General features: G+C 54.4%; 19 protein-coding genes. 7 read left to right on the top strand and 12 right to left on the bottom strand.

Annotated features, from left to right (window positions below; translation table 11 throughout):
• Window positions 1–29 precede the first annotated feature (29 nt).
• Complete coding sequence (locus KI379_RS04595; RefSeq protein ID WP_212982905.1) at window positions 30–1,169, top strand: THUMP domain-containing class I SAM-dependent RNA methyltransferase; 1,140 nt, start codon at window positions 30–32, stop codon at window positions 1,167–1,169.
• A 127-nt stretch (window positions 1,170–1,296) separates the two neighbouring features.
• The gene (locus KI379_RS04590; protein ID WP_212984607.1) at window positions 1,297–3,246 is read left to right on the top strand and encodes an LTA synthase family protein; all 1,950 of its coding nucleotides are present in this window, start codon (window positions 1,297–1,299) and stop codon (window positions 3,244–3,246) included.
• Between the two features lie 60 nt (window positions 3,247–3,306).
• On the opposite strand, the gene KI379_RS04585 is transcribed toward KI379_RS04590, so the two are convergent.
• From KI379_RS04585 to KI379_RS04530, 12 genes are all read right to left on the bottom strand, one after another.
• Entirely contained in the window at window positions 3,307–4,131 is an 825-nt protein-coding gene (locus KI379_RS04585; RefSeq protein ID WP_212982904.1) for an aldo/keto reductase, read from the bottom strand.
• Between the two features lie 196 nt (window positions 4,132–4,327).
• Window positions 4,328–4,609: a hypothetical protein gene (locus KI379_RS04580; RefSeq protein WP_076170265.1), complete on the bottom strand. Its 282-nt coding sequence runs from the start codon at window positions 4,607–4,609 to the stop codon at window positions 4,328–4,330.
• Window positions 4,610–4,743: 134 nt separating this feature from the next.
• Window positions 4,744–5,046: a heme biosynthesis protein HemY gene (locus KI379_RS04575; RefSeq protein WP_076170266.1), complete on the bottom strand. Its 303-nt coding sequence runs from the start codon at window positions 5,044–5,046 to the stop codon at window positions 4,744–4,746.
• A 174-nt stretch (window positions 5,047–5,220) separates the two neighbouring features.
• The gene (locus tag KI379_RS04570) at window positions 5,221–5,502 is read right to left on the bottom strand and encodes a hypothetical protein (RefSeq protein WP_212982903.1); all 282 of its coding nucleotides are present in this window, start codon (window positions 5,500–5,502) and stop codon (window positions 5,221–5,223) included.
• Window positions 5,503–5,670: 168 nt separating this feature from the next.
• Window positions 5,671–6,870 (bottom strand): M14 family metallopeptidase, encoded by a 1,200-nt coding sequence (locus KI379_RS04565; RefSeq protein WP_212982902.1) that lies wholly within the window; start codon window positions 6,868–6,870, stop codon window positions 5,671–5,673.
• Window positions 6,871–7,209: 339 nt separating this feature from the next.
• Window positions 7,210–8,022: a glutamate racemase gene (racE, locus tag KI379_RS04560; protein ID WP_076170743.1), complete on the bottom strand. Its 813-nt coding sequence runs from the start codon at window positions 8,020–8,022 to the stop codon at window positions 7,210–7,212.
• Window positions 8,023–8,228: 206 nt separating this feature from the next.
• Window positions 8,229–8,570, bottom strand: a complete 342-nt coding sequence (locus KI379_RS04555; RefSeq protein WP_076170269.1) for a YtxH domain-containing protein — start codon at window positions 8,568–8,570, stop codon at window positions 8,229–8,231.
• A 3-nt stretch (window positions 8,571–8,573) separates the two neighbouring features.
• Window positions 8,574–9,038 carry a hypothetical protein gene (locus KI379_RS04550; protein WP_076170270.1) on the bottom strand — a complete coding sequence of 155 codons (465 nt, stop codon included), beginning with the start codon at window positions 9,036–9,038 and terminating at the stop codon, window positions 8,574–8,576.
• Between the two features lie 184 nt (window positions 9,039–9,222).
• Window positions 9,223–9,648: a DUF86 domain-containing protein gene (locus KI379_RS04545; RefSeq protein ID WP_076170271.1), complete on the bottom strand. Its 426-nt coding sequence runs from the start codon at window positions 9,646–9,648 to the stop codon at window positions 9,223–9,225.
• A 155-nt stretch (window positions 9,649–9,803) separates the two neighbouring features.
• Window positions 9,804–10,091: a Dabb family protein gene (locus tag KI379_RS04540; RefSeq protein ID WP_076170272.1), complete on the bottom strand. Its 288-nt coding sequence runs from the start codon at window positions 10,089–10,091 to the stop codon at window positions 9,804–9,806.
• An 88-nt stretch (window positions 10,092–10,179) separates the two neighbouring features.
• Window positions 10,180–10,596, bottom strand: coding sequence for a phage holin family protein (locus KI379_RS04535; RefSeq protein WP_076170273.1), 417 nt, complete (start codon window positions 10,594–10,596; stop codon window positions 10,180–10,182).
• 116 nt (window positions 10,597–10,712) lie between these two features.
• Window positions 10,713–11,873: a polysaccharide deacetylase gene (locus KI379_RS04530; protein WP_212982901.1), complete on the bottom strand. Its 1,161-nt coding sequence runs from the start codon at window positions 11,871–11,873 to the stop codon at window positions 10,713–10,715.
• Window positions 11,874–12,186: 313 nt separating this feature from the next.
• Here KI379_RS04530 and KI379_RS04525 point away from each other — a divergent pair, with 313 nt between their 5' ends.
• From KI379_RS04525 to KI379_RS04505, 5 genes are all read left to right on the top strand, one after another.
• Window positions 12,187–12,780, top strand: coding sequence for a helix-turn-helix domain-containing protein (locus KI379_RS04525; RefSeq protein WP_076170275.1), 594 nt, complete (start codon window positions 12,187–12,189; stop codon window positions 12,778–12,780).
• 545 nt (window positions 12,781–13,325) lie between these two features.
• Window positions 13,326–15,482, top strand: coding sequence for an ATP-dependent Clp protease ATP-binding subunit (locus KI379_RS04520; protein ID WP_212982900.1), 2,157 nt, complete (start codon window positions 13,326–13,328; stop codon window positions 15,480–15,482).
• A gap of 446 nt (window positions 15,483–15,928) precedes the next feature.
• The gene (locus KI379_RS04515) at window positions 15,929–16,375 is read left to right on the top strand and encodes a MerR family transcriptional regulator (RefSeq protein WP_212982899.1); all 447 of its coding nucleotides are present in this window, start codon (window positions 15,929–15,931) and stop codon (window positions 16,373–16,375) included.
• 107 nt (window positions 16,376–16,482) lie between these two features.
• Window positions 16,483–17,700 carry an MFS transporter gene (locus KI379_RS04510; protein ID WP_212982898.1) on the top strand — a complete coding sequence of 406 codons (1,218 nt, stop codon included), beginning with the start codon at window positions 16,483–16,485 and terminating at the stop codon, window positions 17,698–17,700.
• A gap of 12 nt (window positions 17,701–17,712) precedes the next feature.
• Window positions 17,713–18,135 (top strand): universal stress protein, encoded by a 423-nt coding sequence (locus KI379_RS04505; RefSeq protein ID WP_212982897.1) that lies wholly within the window; start codon window positions 17,713–17,715, stop codon window positions 18,133–18,135.
• The last annotated feature ends 59 nt before the right edge of the window (window positions 18,136–18,194 follow it).

The following is an 18,194-nucleotide window of genomic DNA, read 5'->3' as shown; positions in this document are numbered from 1 at the left end:
TACAAGAATAATGGAGTTGAACACGCACCATGCCAGAGCTGCAGTTGATTGCAACCGCCCCGATGGGCCTTGAAGCCATCGTCGCGCGCGAGTTGAAGGAATTAGGTTATAACGACGTTCAAGTCGAGAACGGAAGGGTCAATTTTACCGGAGATTACAAAGATATTTGCCGCTGCAACCTGTGGCTCCGGACGTCCGACCGCATCCTCGTCAAAATGGGGGAATTCCCTGCCAAAACGTTTGACGAATTGTTTGAAGGAACCAAAGCGCTGCCCTGGCAGGACTGGATTCCGGCGAACGGGGAGTTCCCCGTGGAAGGCCGCTCCCACCACTCCCAGCTCAGCAGCGTGCCCGCTTGTCAGGGCATCGTCAAGAAAGCGATCGTTGAAAAGCTGAAACAGAGCTATCATACCGAGTGGTTCCAGGAGAACGGTCCGCGTTATGTCATCGAAGTCAATCTGCTCAAGGACGTGGCGCTGCTGACGCTGGATACGACCGGGCCGGCCCTGCACAAGCGGGGATACCGCAAGCTGGTTACCGAAGCCCCGCTGAAGGAGACAATGGCCGCCGCGTTGCTGCAGATAAGCCGCTGGAATCCGTCGCGGCCGCTGTATGATCCATGCTGCGGCTCCGGCACGATCCTGATCGAAGCGGCCCTCCTCGGCTGGAACATTGCGCCGGGTCTGCGCCGTTCCTTCCCTTCGGAGCACTGGCCGGCCATTCCCGAGGAGCTGTGGAGCGAGGCGCGCGAGGAAGCGTTCGATGCGGTGCAGGACGATGAGCCGCTCCAGCTGACCGGCAGCGACATCGATCCGAAGGCGATCGAAGTCGCCAAAGCAGCCGCCAAGAGCGCAGGCCTCGCTGGCGAGATCGATTTTCAGGTGCTCCCTGCCTCCAAAGCCCATCCGCAAGGGGAATACGGCTGCCTGATTACCAATCCGCCTTACGGGGAGCGGCTCAGCGAGAAGACCGAAGTCGAGAAGCTTGTCCGCACGCTGGGGCATACGTCTAATCAGCTGCCGACGTGGTCCTTCTTTGCCTTAAGCCCGACCAAACAGTTCGAGCATTACTTCGGCCGGAAGGCCGACAAGCGGCGGAAGCTGTTCAACGGCCGCATCGAATGCCAATATTATCAATTCCTGGGGCCTCTTCCGCCCCGCCGTTCGTAACAAACGCTGCCGCTTTGTCAGGAGCTGTCCACTTGGACAGCTCCTATATGGTTTTGGGGTATATCTTATCATGACCTATTTACAACGCTATAGCAGGAGGTTGTCCAATTTGAACTACTCATACAGCATGTCCAGTCACGCTTCAAATGGCGGCTTCGGGCGGTTCTTCCGCTCCCGTTACTTCACATACAGCCTATTTTTGCTGTTCATGATATATAAGCTGCTTCTTTTCCATTTTAAACTTCATATCAGCAAAATCGATTTCAACCCGCTGGACTTTTTTATCGGTCTCGGATCCCTGATCCTCGTATCGTTCTGGACCTTATGGCTTCCCCGGCGCGGACAGCGGATCGCGCTTATCGTCGTTAACCTATTGCTTACGGCGCTGATGTACACGGACCTGGTGTACTACCGATATTTTCAGGATCTGGTCACCTTTACGGTGATTATGCAGGCAAGTCAGGTGGACTCCCTCGGGGACAGCATTATGACACTGCTTCATTGGAGCGATCTATGGTTTGCCGCGGATTGGCTGCTGCTGGCCGTCATCGCGATATGGAAACCGTCAGGATGGCGAAGTCCGGCACGGGGGGCACTGAATTTTACGGTCGGCAAATCACCATCCAGGAGGGCCGGATTCACTCGCCGCTTCTCATCCGGGATCGCTGCCCTGGTGATCGGCTGCGTCGTAACGTTTGCGCCGCTCAAGTTCTATATCGATTATTACGCTGTAGGCCTCTTTACCGGAAATTGGTGGAACCTTTCGCTTTATAACGTAACCGGGCTGCTCGGTTTTCATGTATACGACGCATACCGCTTCGGTAAAGAGCATTTGGGCCCAAAGCCCGTGCTCGCTTCGGGCGAAGTCGACCATGTGCAGGAATGGTTTGATCATAAAGATACAACGCGTTCGGAGAACGACGCCATGTTCGGCAAGTACAAGGGCAACAACGTCATGGTCATCCAGACCGAGGCATTCATGAATTTCATGATCGGCAAGCAGATCGGCGGACAGGAAATCACGCCGAACTTCAACCGGCTCATGAAGGAAAGCATGTACTTCAGCCATTATTATCATCAAACCGGCCAGGGCAGAACCTCCGATGCGGATTTCTCGTCCCAGACTTCCCTGCATCCGGTTCCGTACGGTTCGGTTTTCATCCGCTACGCTGACCATCAGTTCAACTCGCTCCCGGCGATCCTGAAGGAGCATGGCTACACGCCAAATGCGTTCCATGCTTATGACGGCAGCTTCTGGAACCGGAATGCGATGTACGAAACCTTGGGCTACGACCGGTTTTTCAGCAAAAAGGATTACGAAATCGATGAGCCTCTCGGCTGGTCGCTTGGGGACAAATCCTTTTTCAAACAGTCCATGGATCAAATTGAGCAGCTTCCGCAGCCGTTCTACTCGTTTCTGATTACGCTCTCCTCCCACCATCCGTTCTCGCTGCCGGACGACGTGCAGGAGCTGAATGTCGGCGAGTTCGACGGAACCGTCTTCGGAGATTACCTGCAGGCGATCCACTATGTGGACGCAGCGCTCGGTCAGTTGGTGGAACGGCTGAAGCAGGACGGCCTTTGGGATCATACCATCCTGTATATCTACGGGGATCATGACAATTCGGTGAAGGACAAAGCGGTCTATGAGAAGTTTCTGGGCAAAAGCCTGACCGATTTGGACATGGAGCAGATCATGAACGAGGTGCCGCTCCTCGTGCATCTGCCGGACGGGGAAGGCGCAGGGGTGTATGACAAGCCTGCCGGACAGCTGGACATGGCGCCATCGCTCCTGCACCTGCTGGGCATTTCCGCCAAGTCCCAGTACATGATGGGAAATGATCTGTTTGACGGCCAAGACCGATTCGTGGTCCTGCGCAGCGGAGCTTATACAGACGGCAAACGGTTTTACATTCCCTCCCAAAGCGGCATGTTCGAGGATGGCAGCTGCTATAGTCTGAAGACCGGCAAAACAGTTGATGTCAGCACTTGCCGTGCCGGCTACGACCGGGCGAAAAAGGAGCTGTACACCTCCGATGAAACCTTGCAGTATGACCTGATCCCTGAGCTCAATTAAAAAGAAAAACCCGGACTCCTTAAGGAGTCCGGGTTTTTGCTGCTTATATGGAAGAGAATGCTAGAACAGAAGCTTGTCCGGATCGCTGCCGACGCGGCGGTTCTGATTAAGGCTGTCGATCTTCTTGATTTCGTCGGACGACAGCTCGAAATCAAAGATGTCCGCATTCTCGCGTATCCGGGAAGGTGTAACCGACTTCGGAATCGTGACGATCTTGTTCTGGAGGTTCCAGCGCAGGATAACCTGAGCCGGCGTTTTGCCGTATTTCTGGGCGATGCCCGCCAGCGTCGAATCATCGGTAAGCTTGCCCTGCATCAGCGGGCTCCACGCCTCGAGCTGGATTCCCTGTGCGCCGCAGAAATCCTGCAGCTCCTGCTGGATCAGCCGCGGGTGCAGCTCCACCTGGTTCACGGCAGGAACCGTCCTGCTGTCCTGCAGCAGGTCCTTTAGATGGTGAACGTGGAAGTTGCTGACGCCGATGGCGCGGATTCGTCCTTCCTCATACAGGCGCTCCATCGCTTTCCACGTATCTTTGAATTTGTCTTTGCCAGGCCAATGAATCAGGTACAAATCGATGACCTCGAGGCCAAGCCGCTTCTGGCTGCCTTCGAAGGCCCGGAGTGTGGAATCATAACCCTGGTCATCGTTCCACACTTTGGTCGTGACGAAAAGCTCGCCTCTCGGAATGCCGCTCTCGGCAATCGCGCGGCCCACTTCTTCCTCGTTGCCATAAACCTTTGCAGTGTCGATGCTTCGGTAGCCGATCTCCAGTGCCAGCTTTACCGCCTTATACACATCGTCCCCTTGGGCTTTGAAAGTGCCCAGTCCAAGCCATGGCATCGTAACTCCGTTATTCAGGATGGTGCAGTCGGTAATGTGCTTCATACTCTCACAACCTTCCTTATGAAATAATGAGGAGACTAAAGAAGACAATCCTCATTATAGCATAATCAGGGACGGGCCCCAAAAAAGCCCTTTCAATATAGTCGGCACTCCGCTGTATGGATATAACCCGAATCCGAAAGATGACATGCAAAAAAACCCGCAAAGCGCAGTGCGCTTCACGGGTTCAGACAGGAACCTACGAATTCGATTTCCCTTCCTCGGACGTCAGTGACGCCAAACGGCTCTTCTCCTCGGCCAGCATTTCTTCCGCCAATTCGACAGCTTGACGGTTCTCCGCCAGGCCAGCTTGACGTACGGCTTGTTCCGTATGAGCCAGACGGTTGTGCGCCTGCTCGATCATTTGCCCGGTCGGATGGGACAGAGCCGAGGAAACCGCGTTGTGGAGCTTCTCCACCGCGTTTTGAGCCTGGGATACCGAATTTTGTGATTGCAGACTGGAATCGTAACGTGTTGTCATAAACAGTTGCTCTCCCTTCACTACAAAGTTCCTACCCGTCCTTAGAATGGTATGGAAGGAGCGGAACTATGCAGCAATCCGGGAATCCACCATTTTCCACCAGGTCCCTGCACGCAGGTTCGAAATAGAGCGCCTTAGTGATCGCCGTGGTTGCCTTGGGATGGATTGGTGATCACAAAGCCTTCCTGCGGAAAATACAAATAGTCGATTTTGACGCCGTCAAGAAGCGGCTCATTCTTGTCCAGAAGCACATCGATTTCCTTATCGGTGCTGACGATTTCATCCGAATCCTTGGGCTTGTCCATATCCAGGCCGTAGTGCGCATGGTCGCCATGGGCGTGGGTCACGAGCACGCGAAGCTTCAGATCGCGGTTTTCTTCCTTCTCGAGTTCCTTTTTAAGCACCTTGGCCGCATTGCGGGTAATTTTGCATTTCATCGGCTACATCTCCTATAGGTAAGGTCAGTTTTACATACGGTATAGATTGAACTCAAGTTTCGAATTGAACCCCTGTTGTAACAGCTTATCCAAGCTCTTCAACATAAATTTCTTGAGTTCATTCTATTTGTAACTATTGATTGTACAGTATCGGATATAGGATGGCAAGAAGCCTCAGCGCACCGGACCCTTAGGCGGATGAATCGTACCGTTGTCCAGCAGGCCGGGGTATTTTTTATCCATCCGGGAGACAAACCATCCCGTCATCAGCATCGTGACTCCTATATCGTCAATCGGGATAAACGGCATAACGTCGGGCAGTACCCAATACAGCACCACCGGAACGAGAAACAGCAGCTTGTCCATGATGGCCACATGAGGCGAAACCAGGTAGCGCCAAATCCGCGAGAACATATGGGACCAGCGCCGCAGCGACAGCAGTCTTCTCCATTTCATGCCTTTCCCTCCTCTTCTTGTATACGTGGATTACGGATCCATCCGGACCCGGACGAGCTCTTACGCGAAAAAAGGAAACGATCGCCGGTCTCTACTTAAACCTAACACAGCGTCCGCTCCCTTAATCATATCATACGTAATCTTGCAGAAAATGTTTCAATATTTTTTTCACAATGACATGAGTTCAGCCAGAATCAAACCGACGTCCAGGCTGATTTGATCGTAATCCTCAAGCGGAAGCGGGTTTTTGCCCAACCCGACCTCGACAGTAAAGCCGGGACGGCGGAAATGCTGGATAAACCAATCTTTATAGCCGGCGTCGCTGCCTTCCAGCTTTACGGGACGATAGCCGCTGACCTGGCCCAGGCGGCGGGACCATTCCCGGCTCTCCTTGGGCTCATAGTTGCGGTAATTCCAGTAAATCTCCTGCCCCTGGCTGTGCAGAGATACGGCCGCATCGGGCGACGTTTCCAGCGTAAAGGCCGCCAGCGCGGCCGCTTCCGGCTCCGTCAGCGGAGCGGTACCCGGGTAATCCCGGGGGGACGGAGACCGTTTGCCCCGCCTTTGCACCTCTTCCTCCCAATGGGCCGGGAACTGATCGCCCAGGTCCACGCCGTGAATATTGGCCTTCCAATGCCGGAAGTCGCGGCGGCAGCCGTTCCACTCCGTCAGCTGACTGTAATACGGATGGCCGGGATGAATCCCTTCTTGAACCAGCTCCACGCCGTCCGGATTGACCATCGGGACGACCCAGAGCGTGCACTGCTGGTACCACTGCACGGGATCATAGCCGTTCCAGCGCTCCCCGCATTGCAGACTGCGGACGTATTCCTCGATGAAACGCATGACGGACGGCGTCGTTATCCATTCGTTTGCATGGATGGAAGCGTTCACATGTATATGTTTGCCGCCTTCCCCGATTTTTACATACGGAAGCGGTTTTCCGAGTACGCTCTCTCCAATCGATCCGGTTTCGATCTTAGGATAGAACGCCGCCAACTGCCGGATATCCTCCTTCATCTGACGGTAACCGTATTCTCCCAGAAGCTGGACAATACCCGCCCGTTCGGACGGAGGAAGCACCAGGACGCGCCCTTCGGGAAGAACATGCGGCGAAATGCCGGGATTCATCTCCATGATCGCCTCTTCCCGGGTTTGAAAGGCTGCAGCGATGCGGTCCAGCGTATCGCCCGCCTGAACCTCATACCTTCTGCGCGGAGAAGAGGGAAGGTACAGAATCTGCCCCGGAATTAAATAGGGCTGGTCGGAAGCCCATGGGTTGGCATTGATAATATGACTCGCCGATAACCCCTTGCTTGCGGCGATGCGTCTCAGGGTGTCGCCTTTCTTCACGGTATACTGCTGCATGGCATCGTTCCTTTCCGCGGGACTAGACCGCAGTCATCACCATTCGTAACATTGTATGCCCCAGTGAGCTTGGCCCATGCGGTAAAAACGATCCCTAACGCCCTGCGTCCTTTTAGAAAAAATAAAAAAGTCTCTGTATGAGTTGAAAATTGAAATCGATGATAAGGGCATATACGTAAAATGTTCCTACGATCACTCTAAGCAAACCTCAAGGAAGCCAGACTCCATTTAAACGGAGTTGTCACACGATAGGAATGCCGCGACTTCCTTTTCCTTATATCCAAAAAATCCGTAAGTCACCCTGAAGGCGGCTTACGGATTTGAGACCATCCAAAATCCTTATTCATCAAATTTGGAGACCTGCCATACGACCGGCGTCCGCCGGATTTGCTCCCCCAGCCACAGCTTTGCGATCCGTTTAAACATTTCGGGGTCGCCGCTGCAAAAAAACTGATGGACCGGGCTCTCCTCCCGGCTCGCGAGCTGCCCTTGATTATACAGAATAGTGCTGATTTCACGGGCCGTCTCGTTCGCCGAGCTGATCAGCTTGACGCTGCTGCCGATCACTTCCTGGATCGTATCCTTCAAAAAAGGATAATGCGTGCATCCCAAAATCAGACAATCGATGTCGGATTGGCGGATTCCCGCGAGCGACCTTTCCACGATCGCCGTCGTTTCTTCCGAGCGGAACAAACCCTGCTCCACGAGCGGAACCAGATCCGGACAAGCCTGGCTGACCACCTTGACATAAGGCGACAGCTGCTGAAGCGCGGTGGTATAGGCCCCGCTGCGAATCGTACCGACGGTCCCGATGACGCCCACTTGACCCGTTTTGGTCGCGCTGATGGCGGCTCTGGCTCCGGGATGAATCACCCCGATGACCGGAATCGGCACTTTCCCGGAAATATAGTCCAGCGCCGCAGCTGTCGCCGTATTGCAGGCGATCACGATCGTCTTGGGACTGAATTGGATCAGAAAATCGACGATCTGCTCTGTAAATTTTCTCACTTCATCGGACGAACGGGGTCCGTAAGGGGTGCGGGCGGTGTCTCCAAAATATATGATTTTTTCCCGTGGGAGCTGTCTCATGACCTCTTTGGCCACGGTGAGCCCGCCCACACCCGAGTCTAAAATTGCGATTGCCTGCTGCACGAACACACCGCTTCCTTCTCGTTTTCTTCTCTCTGTAGCTACCATATGAAAACCGTCAACAAAACGTACCTCATATCTTAACCCATTTCGTTTTTTCGGACAACCACGGCAACGCACCCGAAAATATGGAAAAACAGGCCCTGCTCCCGGGTGACACCAGGAGTGGGCCTGCGTTTTACGATCCTGAATTCATGCCTGCTTCCAAATTAGTCACGCTTCGCTTCGGCGTCGATCAAATCGAAATCTTCGAACTCATCGGGCTCGCCGGCGGCTTCTTCCGAGAAAGAGGAGATTTGGGCCAATTCGCCGGCTTCTTCCCCGTCAGCCTTGGACTTGCGCCAGGACTGGATATCGGCGATGACGTTGCCTGCGGTATCTTTCACCTTGCCGGCCCATTCCTGGGTTTTGCCGCCAACCGTGCGTGCGCCCTCCGCAATATCCTGACGCAGTTCTTTCCCGGATTTCGGCGCGAGCAGCAGCGCGGTTACCGACCCTACAATACTTCCGACCAATGCGCCCCACAGCAGGCTTTTATTCTTTTCCTTCATATCTCATCTCTCCTTTTCGCTTGATGGCACCGTTCCCGGCGGGTAAGCCTCCTGCTTCCAAGAGTGCCATACCGACAGCCCCACATCCAGCCACCGAAACGCTTCCGCGAGCCGAAGCTCATTGTCGCGGTGGGCTTTCTCCAGGCGCTCCATGGCGGAATCGGTGACGAGCTTCGAAATCGAATCTACCCGCTCCAGCGTGCCGGTTAAAGTTTCGCCAGCCAGCCGAAGCGATGAACTGAACGGTTCGATGTCTTCCACCCGTTCATGCAGAAGCGACAGTGTTGAAGATGCCTGAGTCAGCAGCTCCCTGGATTCTGCAGCCAGCTGTGTCATGTCGGCTCCCGCCTTCCCCAAAACGGATTCCGCCCGCAGCAGTACTCTCCTCAGCGTATGTAGAAGGATCATTGCCACAACAGCGAACATGATAAATCCGCAAGCGATGAGTATATAGCCCCATTCCGCCATGATGTTTCACTCCCTTCGCCCAGCCGGGCTAATGCCTAGTTGATGGTGTATTATAAGCAGGGCGGGGTTGTCTTGACACAAAATGGGCGCTATTTTTTAAAAAAATCTGCAGAAACACAAAAAGACCCGTCCATTCCCATGGACGGGCCAATAACAACCTATGCCGCTGCGGCGGAGAACTGGATTACGCACCCAGCTCCTGCTTCAAATAATCACGCACCTGCACGGAAAACTGTTCGAGAATGTCCGGCAAAACCGGGGTCAGCTTGTGCAGGCTTCTCCGGTCCCATGCGTAATATTCCTGCACCAACGGTTTGCGGAGACTGACGAGCTCCGCCAGCACGGCAAACACTTCATCGTCAAACACGCGCTCCTCATGCGTAATTTCTACGATATCCTCGTAGCTGCTTGCATCGCGCATAATAAATCCATCAATTAAATAGCTGCCGACATCGGTTACGACCTCGATGGCCAAATGCAGCGCCCGTTCCTGAACGAAACCGGACACAATCCCGCCATCCCAATTCCCGGCAACCTGCTTCAATGCTTCCACGATATCCGGAATCGCTTCCAGACGCCGCTGAATTTGTTCCTGGTTCACGTAATACACGGCCTTACCTCCATGATGTGGAAATTTATTTGTCCCGTTTTCCGCGGCGCTTCAGCCAGAATAACATGACAAACAAGGCCGCAATAAATACGATGAGCAGGAATAAGGTCTCCATTGGATATTCTAAATCGCTCATGTCCCATTCTTCCTATTCTTTAGAATTCGTAGTCCACACTCACGGATACGTCTTTCACTTCGTTGATGTGGCGGATCACGATCTGGTGCTCAGGATGAACCTGGTAAGCCTGCAGATCTTCCAGCGATGCAAGCTCTGTCACCAGCGCGATATCAAAAGAACGTTCCGAATGGATGACATCGAGTCCAACCTCAATCGATACGAGCTGCGGGATCTTCCCTTCCATATTGCGGAGGACTGCGGCGGTGCGTTCAATACTTTCCGGTGATCTGTCCTTTAATTTAAAGAAGACGATATGCTTAATCATGGTATCATGCTCCTTGTCCCATTCGAAAAGTGTACTGAGAAAAATATACCATATCCTCCCCCTCAGGGAAAGGAAACATGAAGAACCGTCACAGATCGGGACCGTTACCTTTGTCTTTATTTCGCAAAACGGCGATGAGCTGGCGGATTTTATCCGGCAGGGGCAGGCCAAGCCGTCCGTAATTTTCGGTAATCGATATGAGTTCGTTGGACATGTAAAAATAGATCGCCCCCGTCTTGATGACGTCGCTCCCGCTGCCGATCAGCACGTCCATCTGGTGCGCAAGGACGATGACGAGCAGCATCAGCGCTTTCCGGGTAAGACCCCAGAATCCGACCTGGCTGTCCAAGCCGGATCCTTCCTTGATGGAGGCCAGAACCCCTGTTGCATAGTCGATGAGTATGGTGATCAGAAACACCGTAAGCAGCTGATCCCACCCTCCCAATACAACGGTAAGAATTCCGCCAGCGGCCGCACTGATGCCGTTAACAACCAGATGATTCATCTCACAGCCCCTCCTTTCCTACCATCTCTTATATGAGTATGAAAGGAGAGAGGAATCTGCGCAGCCGGATATCTTCCATCACGGGCCTATTTCATAGATTTGCAGGTCGATGGGTCTTACCGTTTGTCGTTCCAGAAGTTGACCGGCGGCGTGCTGTTGGTCAGCGGCTTGAACGTGTAACCTTCGGCTTTCAGCGCTTTGATCAGCTTGTCCAGAATCGACGTGGTTGCCGTCTGGTCATGGAAGAGCACGATCGGGGTAACCCCTCTCTTCTTCATGGCCTTCACATCTCTCAGCACGTTGTTATAAATCGTCTGCGGATTGCTTTTGTAGCGCCAGTCGTCCGAATCAATGTTCCAATCCCACAGATGGTAGCCGTACGAGGCCGTCAAATCCCGGTAGCTCTGAGTAAAATAAGGCTTGCTTCCATAAGGCGGGCGGATCATTTTCGTATAAACGCCAGCGGCGGCGTGCAGCTTGTCGTTATCGGTGTTCATCTCACCCAGCGCGGACGAAGGTGATGCGTAGAACGTATTTTTCTTGTGACTCATGCCGTGCAGGCCGGCCCCATGCCCTTCCTTCACGATCCTGCGGACCGCGGACGGATGCGAAGCGATGTTATTTCCCAGCATAAAGAAGGTCGCCTTCACCTGATTCCGGTCCAGCACGTCGAGCAGGCGGGGCGTACCTGCATTCGGACCGTCGTCGAACGTAATGTAGATCACTTTGCTGCCCTGCTGCGCCGTCGTGCCGTTCCCCGTGGAAGGCTTCTGGACAGCCGTCTTCTTATGTTCCTTAATATACGTGCTGTATTTCAGCGCCAGCTGATGGTCCGTCAAGGAGGCGGAGCTGTTCACCGCACGGTACAGCGACTGGGCGGCGTTGTAGGAAATTTGGTAGCCGAACTTGTCGGTCAGCTTTCGCAGGGAGACGAGCGTTCTTCCGTTTTTCAGAATGGCGTCCTTCCCTGGAACCGTCAGGACAAGTGCCTGTTTTCCGCGCGAAATGGTCAGCTTGCCTGCGGCGTACTTCGCCGACGCATTCATTTGGGAAACCGTAGATGCGACGGGTACAAACAATGTACCGTTATGTATAAGCGGCTGGGGCTGGTCGTAAGTGATCAGTTTGTCATTGACAGCGACAAAGACGGAAGCCTTGACGGAGGACGCCGTGCTGCCCGCGGCTGTAGCCAGCCCTCCTTCTGCCGAAAGTACAGTGCTAAAAACAAGCAGGAATGATAAGAGCCATTTCGAGTAGTGCAACTTCTTTTTCAACATAATCTACCAACCTTTTTCTCTCGGATTTGGCTAAGATGTCGTAGATACACGAATCTAGTAATCTAGCACCCTTGCATTGTACCCTTCCCGGCTGGCGAGTTCAATTTCAATTCGGTAACAGTTTGATGACTGAATTGGAAGCATTTTGGGGTTGAAGTGAAAAAATAGTTCCTATTATTCACTTGACAACGGGATACCGTAAATTCCCGGGTCATTCGGCTGAAAACCGGGACCTTGCAGAAACAGGCGATAGCACTATTGAAAACGTAGCCGAAACTATTGTAGAATTTTAAGAAAAATCATCGGAGGAAATATGCCTAAACAACAAGAACCGCATTCCATTCAGGCGTGGTCTCTGATCAATCGCAAATACTTAGGAAAAGGAATCCGCGTCAAACGCTTCCGCAAGCCATCCCGCTGCCAAATCCGCAACCGCGTGCTGCTGGCCGTCCTGATGGCCAACGATATCAAGCTGTCGCAGCTGGCTGAAGACATTTCGGTTTCTTCCCGGAGCGTGAGCGCCTGGGTCTATGAAGGACGGATCCCGGGAAAAAAGAATTTGGACAAGGTATGCCAATACCTGGGCTATCCGCATCACATTCTGTTTAATCATACCGTCACATCCACAAGCCCGATCATCTGTCAGCCATCCTCTTCGCGCTTCATGCGCCGGACGCTGACCCGGTCGCCTGTCAGCAACAAAATACTAACAGGGCTGTGCATGGTTCACGACCTGTCCGTCAGCGACGTCAGCGAATGGATGGACATCCATCCCGGAACGTTCCGGAAATGGCTGCACCAAGGGACGCTGCCGTCAGCCAGCTTTCAGGACCGGGCGGAGCAATTTTTCCGCATCCCGAAATTCATTTTGTTTGCCGACTGCATATTACAGGACGAGGAATCATGACACTTTTGGCTTATTCACCGCATTGATCATACAAGGTACGCCCTGCTGTTACGGAGACATTCCGTACGGCAGGGCTTTTTTCATGCTTCGAGAGGCCCGGGCTTCGGTTATATCGCAAAAAAGTTTCCGCTAAATTTGTCACAATCTTCGAATGTACATCGATAGACGTTTTTCTTTGCCTTCCAGCCGTTTTTTTTCGCCTCAAGAAAGCCGAAAGGCCGAACCGTTCCTTCTCTCAAACCTTTTTCTATATACTTACGAAAAATAACTGAAAAGCTGTTGACTTGTGTTCCAAGTGAGGTATAATAAGGTCAAAGAAAGTCAAAGTCAGAGCAAAAGATCAAACTTGTACTGCATGAACAACCTCTTTAGGAGTTTGACTTTCGGTGCAGCCGTCTTTGTCCTGACGGAAGTTCTGACTTTTATCCCTTTATTCCGGCGGCCTGCTCCCGTAAGGCGCGGGCAGCCGTTTTCCTGATTAGGACATCCAGATGAAGTATTCAAAGATTGATCATTCCATTAACTAACGAAAGGGGCATGCCTTCATGCGCTGTCAACATTGTAATCATAACCAGGCAACCGTAGGTCTGAGCCTCACTGTCAACCATAAATCCGAGAAATTGTTTCTTTGCAAAGATTGCTATGCCAAAGTAAACGGCGGCGTGCCGTTTGCGGCCGGCTTTGGTCCTTCCGGCAGCTATTCTTCTCCGTTGGAAGATTTCTTCCGCGGCTTCATGCAATCCGGCCAGCCGGTATCCGGCGCGGCGCAGCAGCCTCCGAGAGCAGCCGCTCAAGAAGGCGGACGGCGCGGCGGCGGGCTGCTGGACCAGCTCGGACGCAACCTGAACGACGCGGCGCGCGGCGGCAAGATCGACAACGTCATCGGCCGCGATGAAGAGATCGACCGCGTCATTGAAATTTTGAACCGCCGGAACAAGAACAATCCGGTGCTGATCGGCGAACCGGGCGTCGGCAAGACGGCCATCGCCGAAGGGCTGGCGCTGCGCATTACGGAGGGCAGCGTACCAGCGAAGCTGCGGAGCAAGGAAGTCTATTCGCTCGACGTCGCCTCCCTCGTAGCCGGAACCGGCATTCGCGGGCAATTCGAAGAAAAGGTCAAGCAGCTGATCGCCGAGCTGGAGCAGCGTAAAAATGTTCTGTTGTTCATCGACGAGATCCATCTGCTGGTCGGCGCAGGCTCCGCGGAGGGCTCCATGGATGCCGGCAACATCCTGAAGCCGGTGCTGGCACGGGGCGAGCTGCAGGTCATCGGCGCCACGACGCTTAAGGAATACCGTCAGATCGAGAAAGACGCCGCGCTGGAGCGCCGCTTCCAGCCGGTAACCGTCGACGAGCCGACCGCCGAGGAAACGATCGAAATTTTGAAAGGGCTGCGTCCGAAATACGAGCAGTTCCACGGCGTACGCTACCCGGACGAAACGCTTGAAGCGTGCGTGCGTCTGTCCAGCCGCTATATCCAGGACCGCTTCCTGCCCGATAAAGCGATCGACCTGCTCGACGAATCGGGCGCCAAGCTGAATCTGCGGGCTCCGGTCGGCAGTGCGGACGAGATCCGCGCCCGTCTGGAACAGATCACAATCGAGAAAGACGCGGCCGCCCGCGATGAAAACTACGAGCTCGCCGCCAAGCTGCGCGACGAGGAAGCCGACCTGCAGCAGCGTCTGAACGGGGATGCCGCTGCCGGAGAGGTCCTCGAAGTAACTGTCGAGGATATCCAGAACATCATCGAGCGTAAAACCGGCATCCCGGTCGGCAAGCTGCAGGCGGATGAGCGCGGCAAGATGAAAAATCTGGCCGCCCGCCTCGCAAGCCGCGTCATCGGCCAGGGCGAAGCCGTCGACAAGGTCGCCAAAGCCGTTCGCCGCGGACGCGCCGGACTGCGCAGCGACTCCAAGCCGATTGCGTCCTTCCTGTTCGTCGGTCCGACCGGTGTCGGCAAGACCGAACTGTCCAAGGCGCTGGCCGAAGAACTGTTCGGCAGCACCGATTCGATGATTCGCCTCGACATGAGCGAATACATGGAGCGGCACTCCGTCTCCAAGCTGATCGGTTCGCCACCAGGATACGTCGGTCATGAAGAAGCCGGCCAGCTGACGGAACGCGTACGCCGCAACCCGTACAGCATTATCCTGCTCGACGAGATCGAGAAGGCGCATCCGGACGTGCAGCATATGTTCCTGCAGGTGCTGGACGACGGCCGTCTGACCGACAGCCAAGGGCGTACGGTAAGCTTCAAGGATACGGTGATCATTATGACTTCTAACGCCGGCACGGCCGCCGATAAGAAAATCATGGTTGGTTTCACCGCCAAATCCGAACAGACCCGCTCGATTCTTGATTCGCTCGGCAGTTATTTCCGGCCTGAATTCCTGAACCGCTTCGACGGCATCGTACCGTTTGCCTCGCTGAAGGAAGAAGACCTCGTAACGATCGTCGACAATATGCTCAGCGAAGTATCGGCTACCCTGTCGGAGCGCGGCATCTCCCTCGACGTGACCGGCGAAGCAAAACGCAAGCTGGCCGAACTGGGTTACGATCCGGCCTTTGGTGCCCGTCCGCTCCGCCGCGTTATTTCACAGCATGTGGAAGACGGCATCACCGATTTGCTGCTGGACGACGAAGACGTTAAGGAGATTCGTGTCGAGCTGGAAGCAGACCAAGTTCGTGTCATTCGCGCATAACGTCCGCCGAATAGCCAACGTTATCAGCCTTAATTTAAAAAGCTGTCCCTCAACCGCTGCGCGGTGTGGGACAGCTTTTTTATGTATGCAGACAATCAGGCGTCGCACAATACGGCCAGCTCTCCCTTCTCCCTTCGCTGTTCCAGATGCCCGCTATAAAGCACCAGCCCCTCTTCTCCCCCTCACCCTCTGAGCACTCCGCGACGCACAGCCATGCCTTTCGACCGTGAAACATAAGGAAATGTTCAACGAAAAAGCCCCACCCGGCCACGGACGGACGCCGCACATAAACGGAGAACACCGGGCATACTAAGCCGACAACCGTATTCCGCGATAAATAGGACGTAAGAAATTTATTTTCCGTTTCATAAATTTAACGTTGACGTTAACGTTAGTCAGGATTACAATGGGTAATGTTACCCGGGAATCTTTGAGGGAGGAAGGAAATGGATGAATATAAAATCGACGATGTCGCCCGAGAGTGCGGCTTGACGAAGCGGACGATCCGCTATTACGAAGAGATCGGCGTTTTTCCGACCCCTGAACGGAGCGAAGGAGGCACCCGCCTCTATACCCGCGAGGACATCGAGTACTTGAAGAAGATCGTCAATGCCAAAGAAATTCTCGGTTTCAGCCTGCAGGAGCTGGTTTCGTACTTATCCGTATCGGACGCTTACAAGCTGCACCACCAAACTTACCACGACATGACAAGCCGGGCTCATCGGAGGCAGCAATTGACCCATATGAGCGAGATGCTGGAAGAACAGCTTCAGATGCTGCGCACCAAAGTGGAGAAAATGCGCCTTATGCAGCAGGAGCTGGAACAGACGCAGGCGCGGCTGGATGATTTCATCCGCAAATTCGACGAGGAAACCGATTCCCAGGAAAGCTGAAGCCGCTGCACGCGTCTATGCAATGACGTCGACAGACGTTTTTTTGTTGTGGAGATTCATGAAAATTTGAAAATACATGATTCATCAAAATGGAGGTAATGTTACTTATGAAAACCAATGCTTCACAGCCCCTTGAGCTGGAACAGCGCCAAGGCGGGCTGTTGTCCCAGCCGAAGGCGGTATGGGCGATCGCTTTCGCCTGTATCATCTCCTTTATGGGCCTCGGCCTGGTTGACCCGATTCTGCCGGCCATCGCCGAGCAGCTGCACGCATCCAAGAGCCAGGTTTCGCTCCTGTTTACGAGCTACAACCTGGTAACCGGCATAGCGATGCTGATTACCGGCGTCATTTCCAGCCGGATCGGCATCAAGAAGACGCTGCTGACCGGGATGCTGCTCATCGTCATCTTCGCGGCGCTGGGTGGTCTGTCAAACTCCATCGGCGGCATTGTCGGTTTCCGCGGCGGCTGGGGACTCGGCAACGCCCTCTTCATCGCCACCGCACTGTCCGCGATCGTCGGGCTGTCCACGTCCGGCACGGCCAAAGCGATCATTTTGTATGAGGCCGCGCTCGGTCTCGGGATTTCTGTCGGACCGCTGCTGGGCGGCGAGCTGGGCTCCATCTCCTGGCGCGGACCGTTCTTCGGTGTGGCCGTGCTGATGGCCATCGGATTTATTTTCGTTACGTTTATGCTTCCGAACGTGCCCAAGCCGAAAAAAGCCAGCACGCTGGCCGACCCGTTCAAAGCGCTGTCCTATCCGGCGCTGCTGATCCTTGGAATTACAGCATTCCTGTATAACTTTGGCTTCTTCACCCTGATGGCGTACTCGCCGTACGTCATGGACCTGGATGAGCACGGCCTGGGTTATGTCTTCTTCGGGTGGGGCATTCTGCTTGCCTTCACGTCGGTATTCGTCGCTCCGAAGCTGCAGAAGCGCTTCAGCGTCGTGTCGTCCATAGCAGCGGTGCTTACGCTGTTTACGATCGTGCTGCTCATTATGGGCATCGGCACGTATAATCACTCGCCACAAACCGTTATTGTCTGCGTCATCGTGGCCGGGATCTTCCTGGGCATCAACAACACGCTGATCACCACGGCCGTCATGCAGGCCGCTCCGGTGGAGCGCTCCGTCGCTTCCGCGGCATACAGCTTCGTCCGCTTCCTCGGCGGTGCCGTCTCTCCATGGCTCGCCGGCAAGCTGTCCGAGTGGTACCATGCGGAGACGCCGTTCTACTTCGGTGCCGTCATGGTCTTCCTCGGCGTCGTCGCCCTGCTCGTATCCCGCCGCAAGCTTGCCCATGTTGACCGGGCAGAAGGCCATTAAGGAGGTTTACCTATGTACTCACGTATTCTCGTACCCGTCGACGGATCCAAGCATGCCCGGCATGCGCTGGATTCCGCCGTATCGCTTGTGCAGAGCCTGAATACCGCTCCCGAGCTCGTGGTCCTGCACGTCAACCCGACCGTTTCTATCAATGAACCGCCAGTAGGCGTAGATCTGGAGGAGCACATCCGCCAGGAAGGCGAAAAAATCCTCGCCCCGGCCACCGAAGAAGTGAGCCGCTCGGGAATCGCCTTCCGCACGGTCAGCAAAACTGGCGATCCGGCCAAGGTCATCTGCCAGACGGCCAAGGAAGAGTCGGCCGACCTGATCGTGATGGGCAGCCGGGGCATGGGCCTTGTGTCGGAAATGCTGATCGGCAGCGTCAGCCACAGCGTTGTCCAGCATGCGCACTGTCCGGTGATGATCATCCGCTAATCCACCCTACAAAGTGGAGTTTTGCTCCGATGTGGATTCAAATCCTTGCTGTGACCCCG

The sequence above is a fragment of the Paenibacillus cineris genome (genome assembly GCF_018333335.1).
Classification (GTDB): domain Bacteria; phylum Bacillota; class Bacilli; order Paenibacillales; family Paenibacillaceae; genus Paenibacillus_AQ; species Paenibacillus_AQ favisporus.
The sequence above is the reverse complement of the archived record's forward strand: the minus strand, read 5'-3'. Positions and strand labels throughout refer to the sequence as shown.

Excerpts from the sequence above, each read along its gene's own strand:
- KI379_RS04595 (WP_212982905.1), top strand. The coding sequence starts at position 30 with ATGCCAGAGCTGCAGTTGATTGCAACCGCCCCGATGGGCCTTGAAGCC.
- KI379_RS04590 (WP_212984607.1), top strand. The coding sequence starts at position 1,297 with ATGTCCAGTCACGCTTCAAATGGCGGCTTCGGGCGGTTCTTCCGCTCC.
- KI379_RS04585 (WP_212982904.1), bottom strand. The coding sequence starts at position 4,131 with ATGAAGCACATTACCGACTGCACCATCCTGAATAACGGAGTTACGATG.
- KI379_RS04580 (WP_076170265.1), bottom strand. The coding sequence starts at position 4,609 with ATGACAACACGTTACGATTCCAGTCTGCAATCACAAAATTCGGTATCC.
- KI379_RS04575 (WP_076170266.1), bottom strand. The coding sequence starts at position 5,046 with ATGAAATGCAAAATTACCCGCAATGCGGCCAAGGTGCTTAAAAAGGAA.
- KI379_RS04570 (WP_212982903.1), bottom strand. The coding sequence starts at position 5,502 with ATGAAATGGAGAAGACTGCTGTCGCTGCGGCGCTGGTCCCATATGTTC.
- KI379_RS04565 (WP_212982902.1), bottom strand. The coding sequence starts at position 6,870 with ATGCAGCAGTATACCGTGAAGAAAGGCGACACCCTGAGACGCATCGCC.
- KI379_RS04555 (WP_076170269.1), bottom strand. The coding sequence starts at position 8,570 with ATGAAGGAAAAGAATAAAAGCCTGCTGTGGGGCGCATTGGTCGGAAGT.
- KI379_RS04550 (WP_076170270.1), bottom strand. The coding sequence starts at position 9,038 with ATGGCGGAATGGGGCTATATACTCATCGCTTGCGGATTTATCATGTTC.
- KI379_RS04540 (WP_076170272.1), bottom strand. The coding sequence starts at position 10,091 with ATGATTAAGCATATCGTCTTCTTTAAATTAAAGGACAGATCACCGGAA.
- KI379_RS04535 (WP_076170273.1), bottom strand. The coding sequence starts at position 10,596 with ATGAATCATCTGGTTGTTAACGGCATCAGTGCGGCCGCTGGCGGAATT.
- KI379_RS04530 (WP_212982901.1), bottom strand. The coding sequence starts at position 11,873 with ATGTTGAAAAAGAAGTTGCACTACTCGAAATGGCTCTTATCATTCCTG.
- KI379_RS04525 (WP_076170275.1), top strand. The coding sequence starts at position 12,187 with ATGCCTAAACAACAAGAACCGCATTCCATTCAGGCGTGGTCTCTGATC.
- KI379_RS04520 (WP_212982900.1), top strand. The coding sequence starts at position 13,326 with ATGCGCTGTCAACATTGTAATCATAACCAGGCAACCGTAGGTCTGAGC.
- KI379_RS04515 (WP_212982899.1), top strand. The coding sequence starts at position 15,929 with ATGGATGAATATAAAATCGACGATGTCGCCCGAGAGTGCGGCTTGACG.
- KI379_RS04510 (WP_212982898.1), top strand. The coding sequence starts at position 16,483 with ATGAAAACCAATGCTTCACAGCCCCTTGAGCTGGAACAGCGCCAAGGC.
- KI379_RS04505 (WP_212982897.1), top strand. The coding sequence starts at position 17,713 with ATGTACTCACGTATTCTCGTACCCGTCGACGGATCCAAGCATGCCCGG.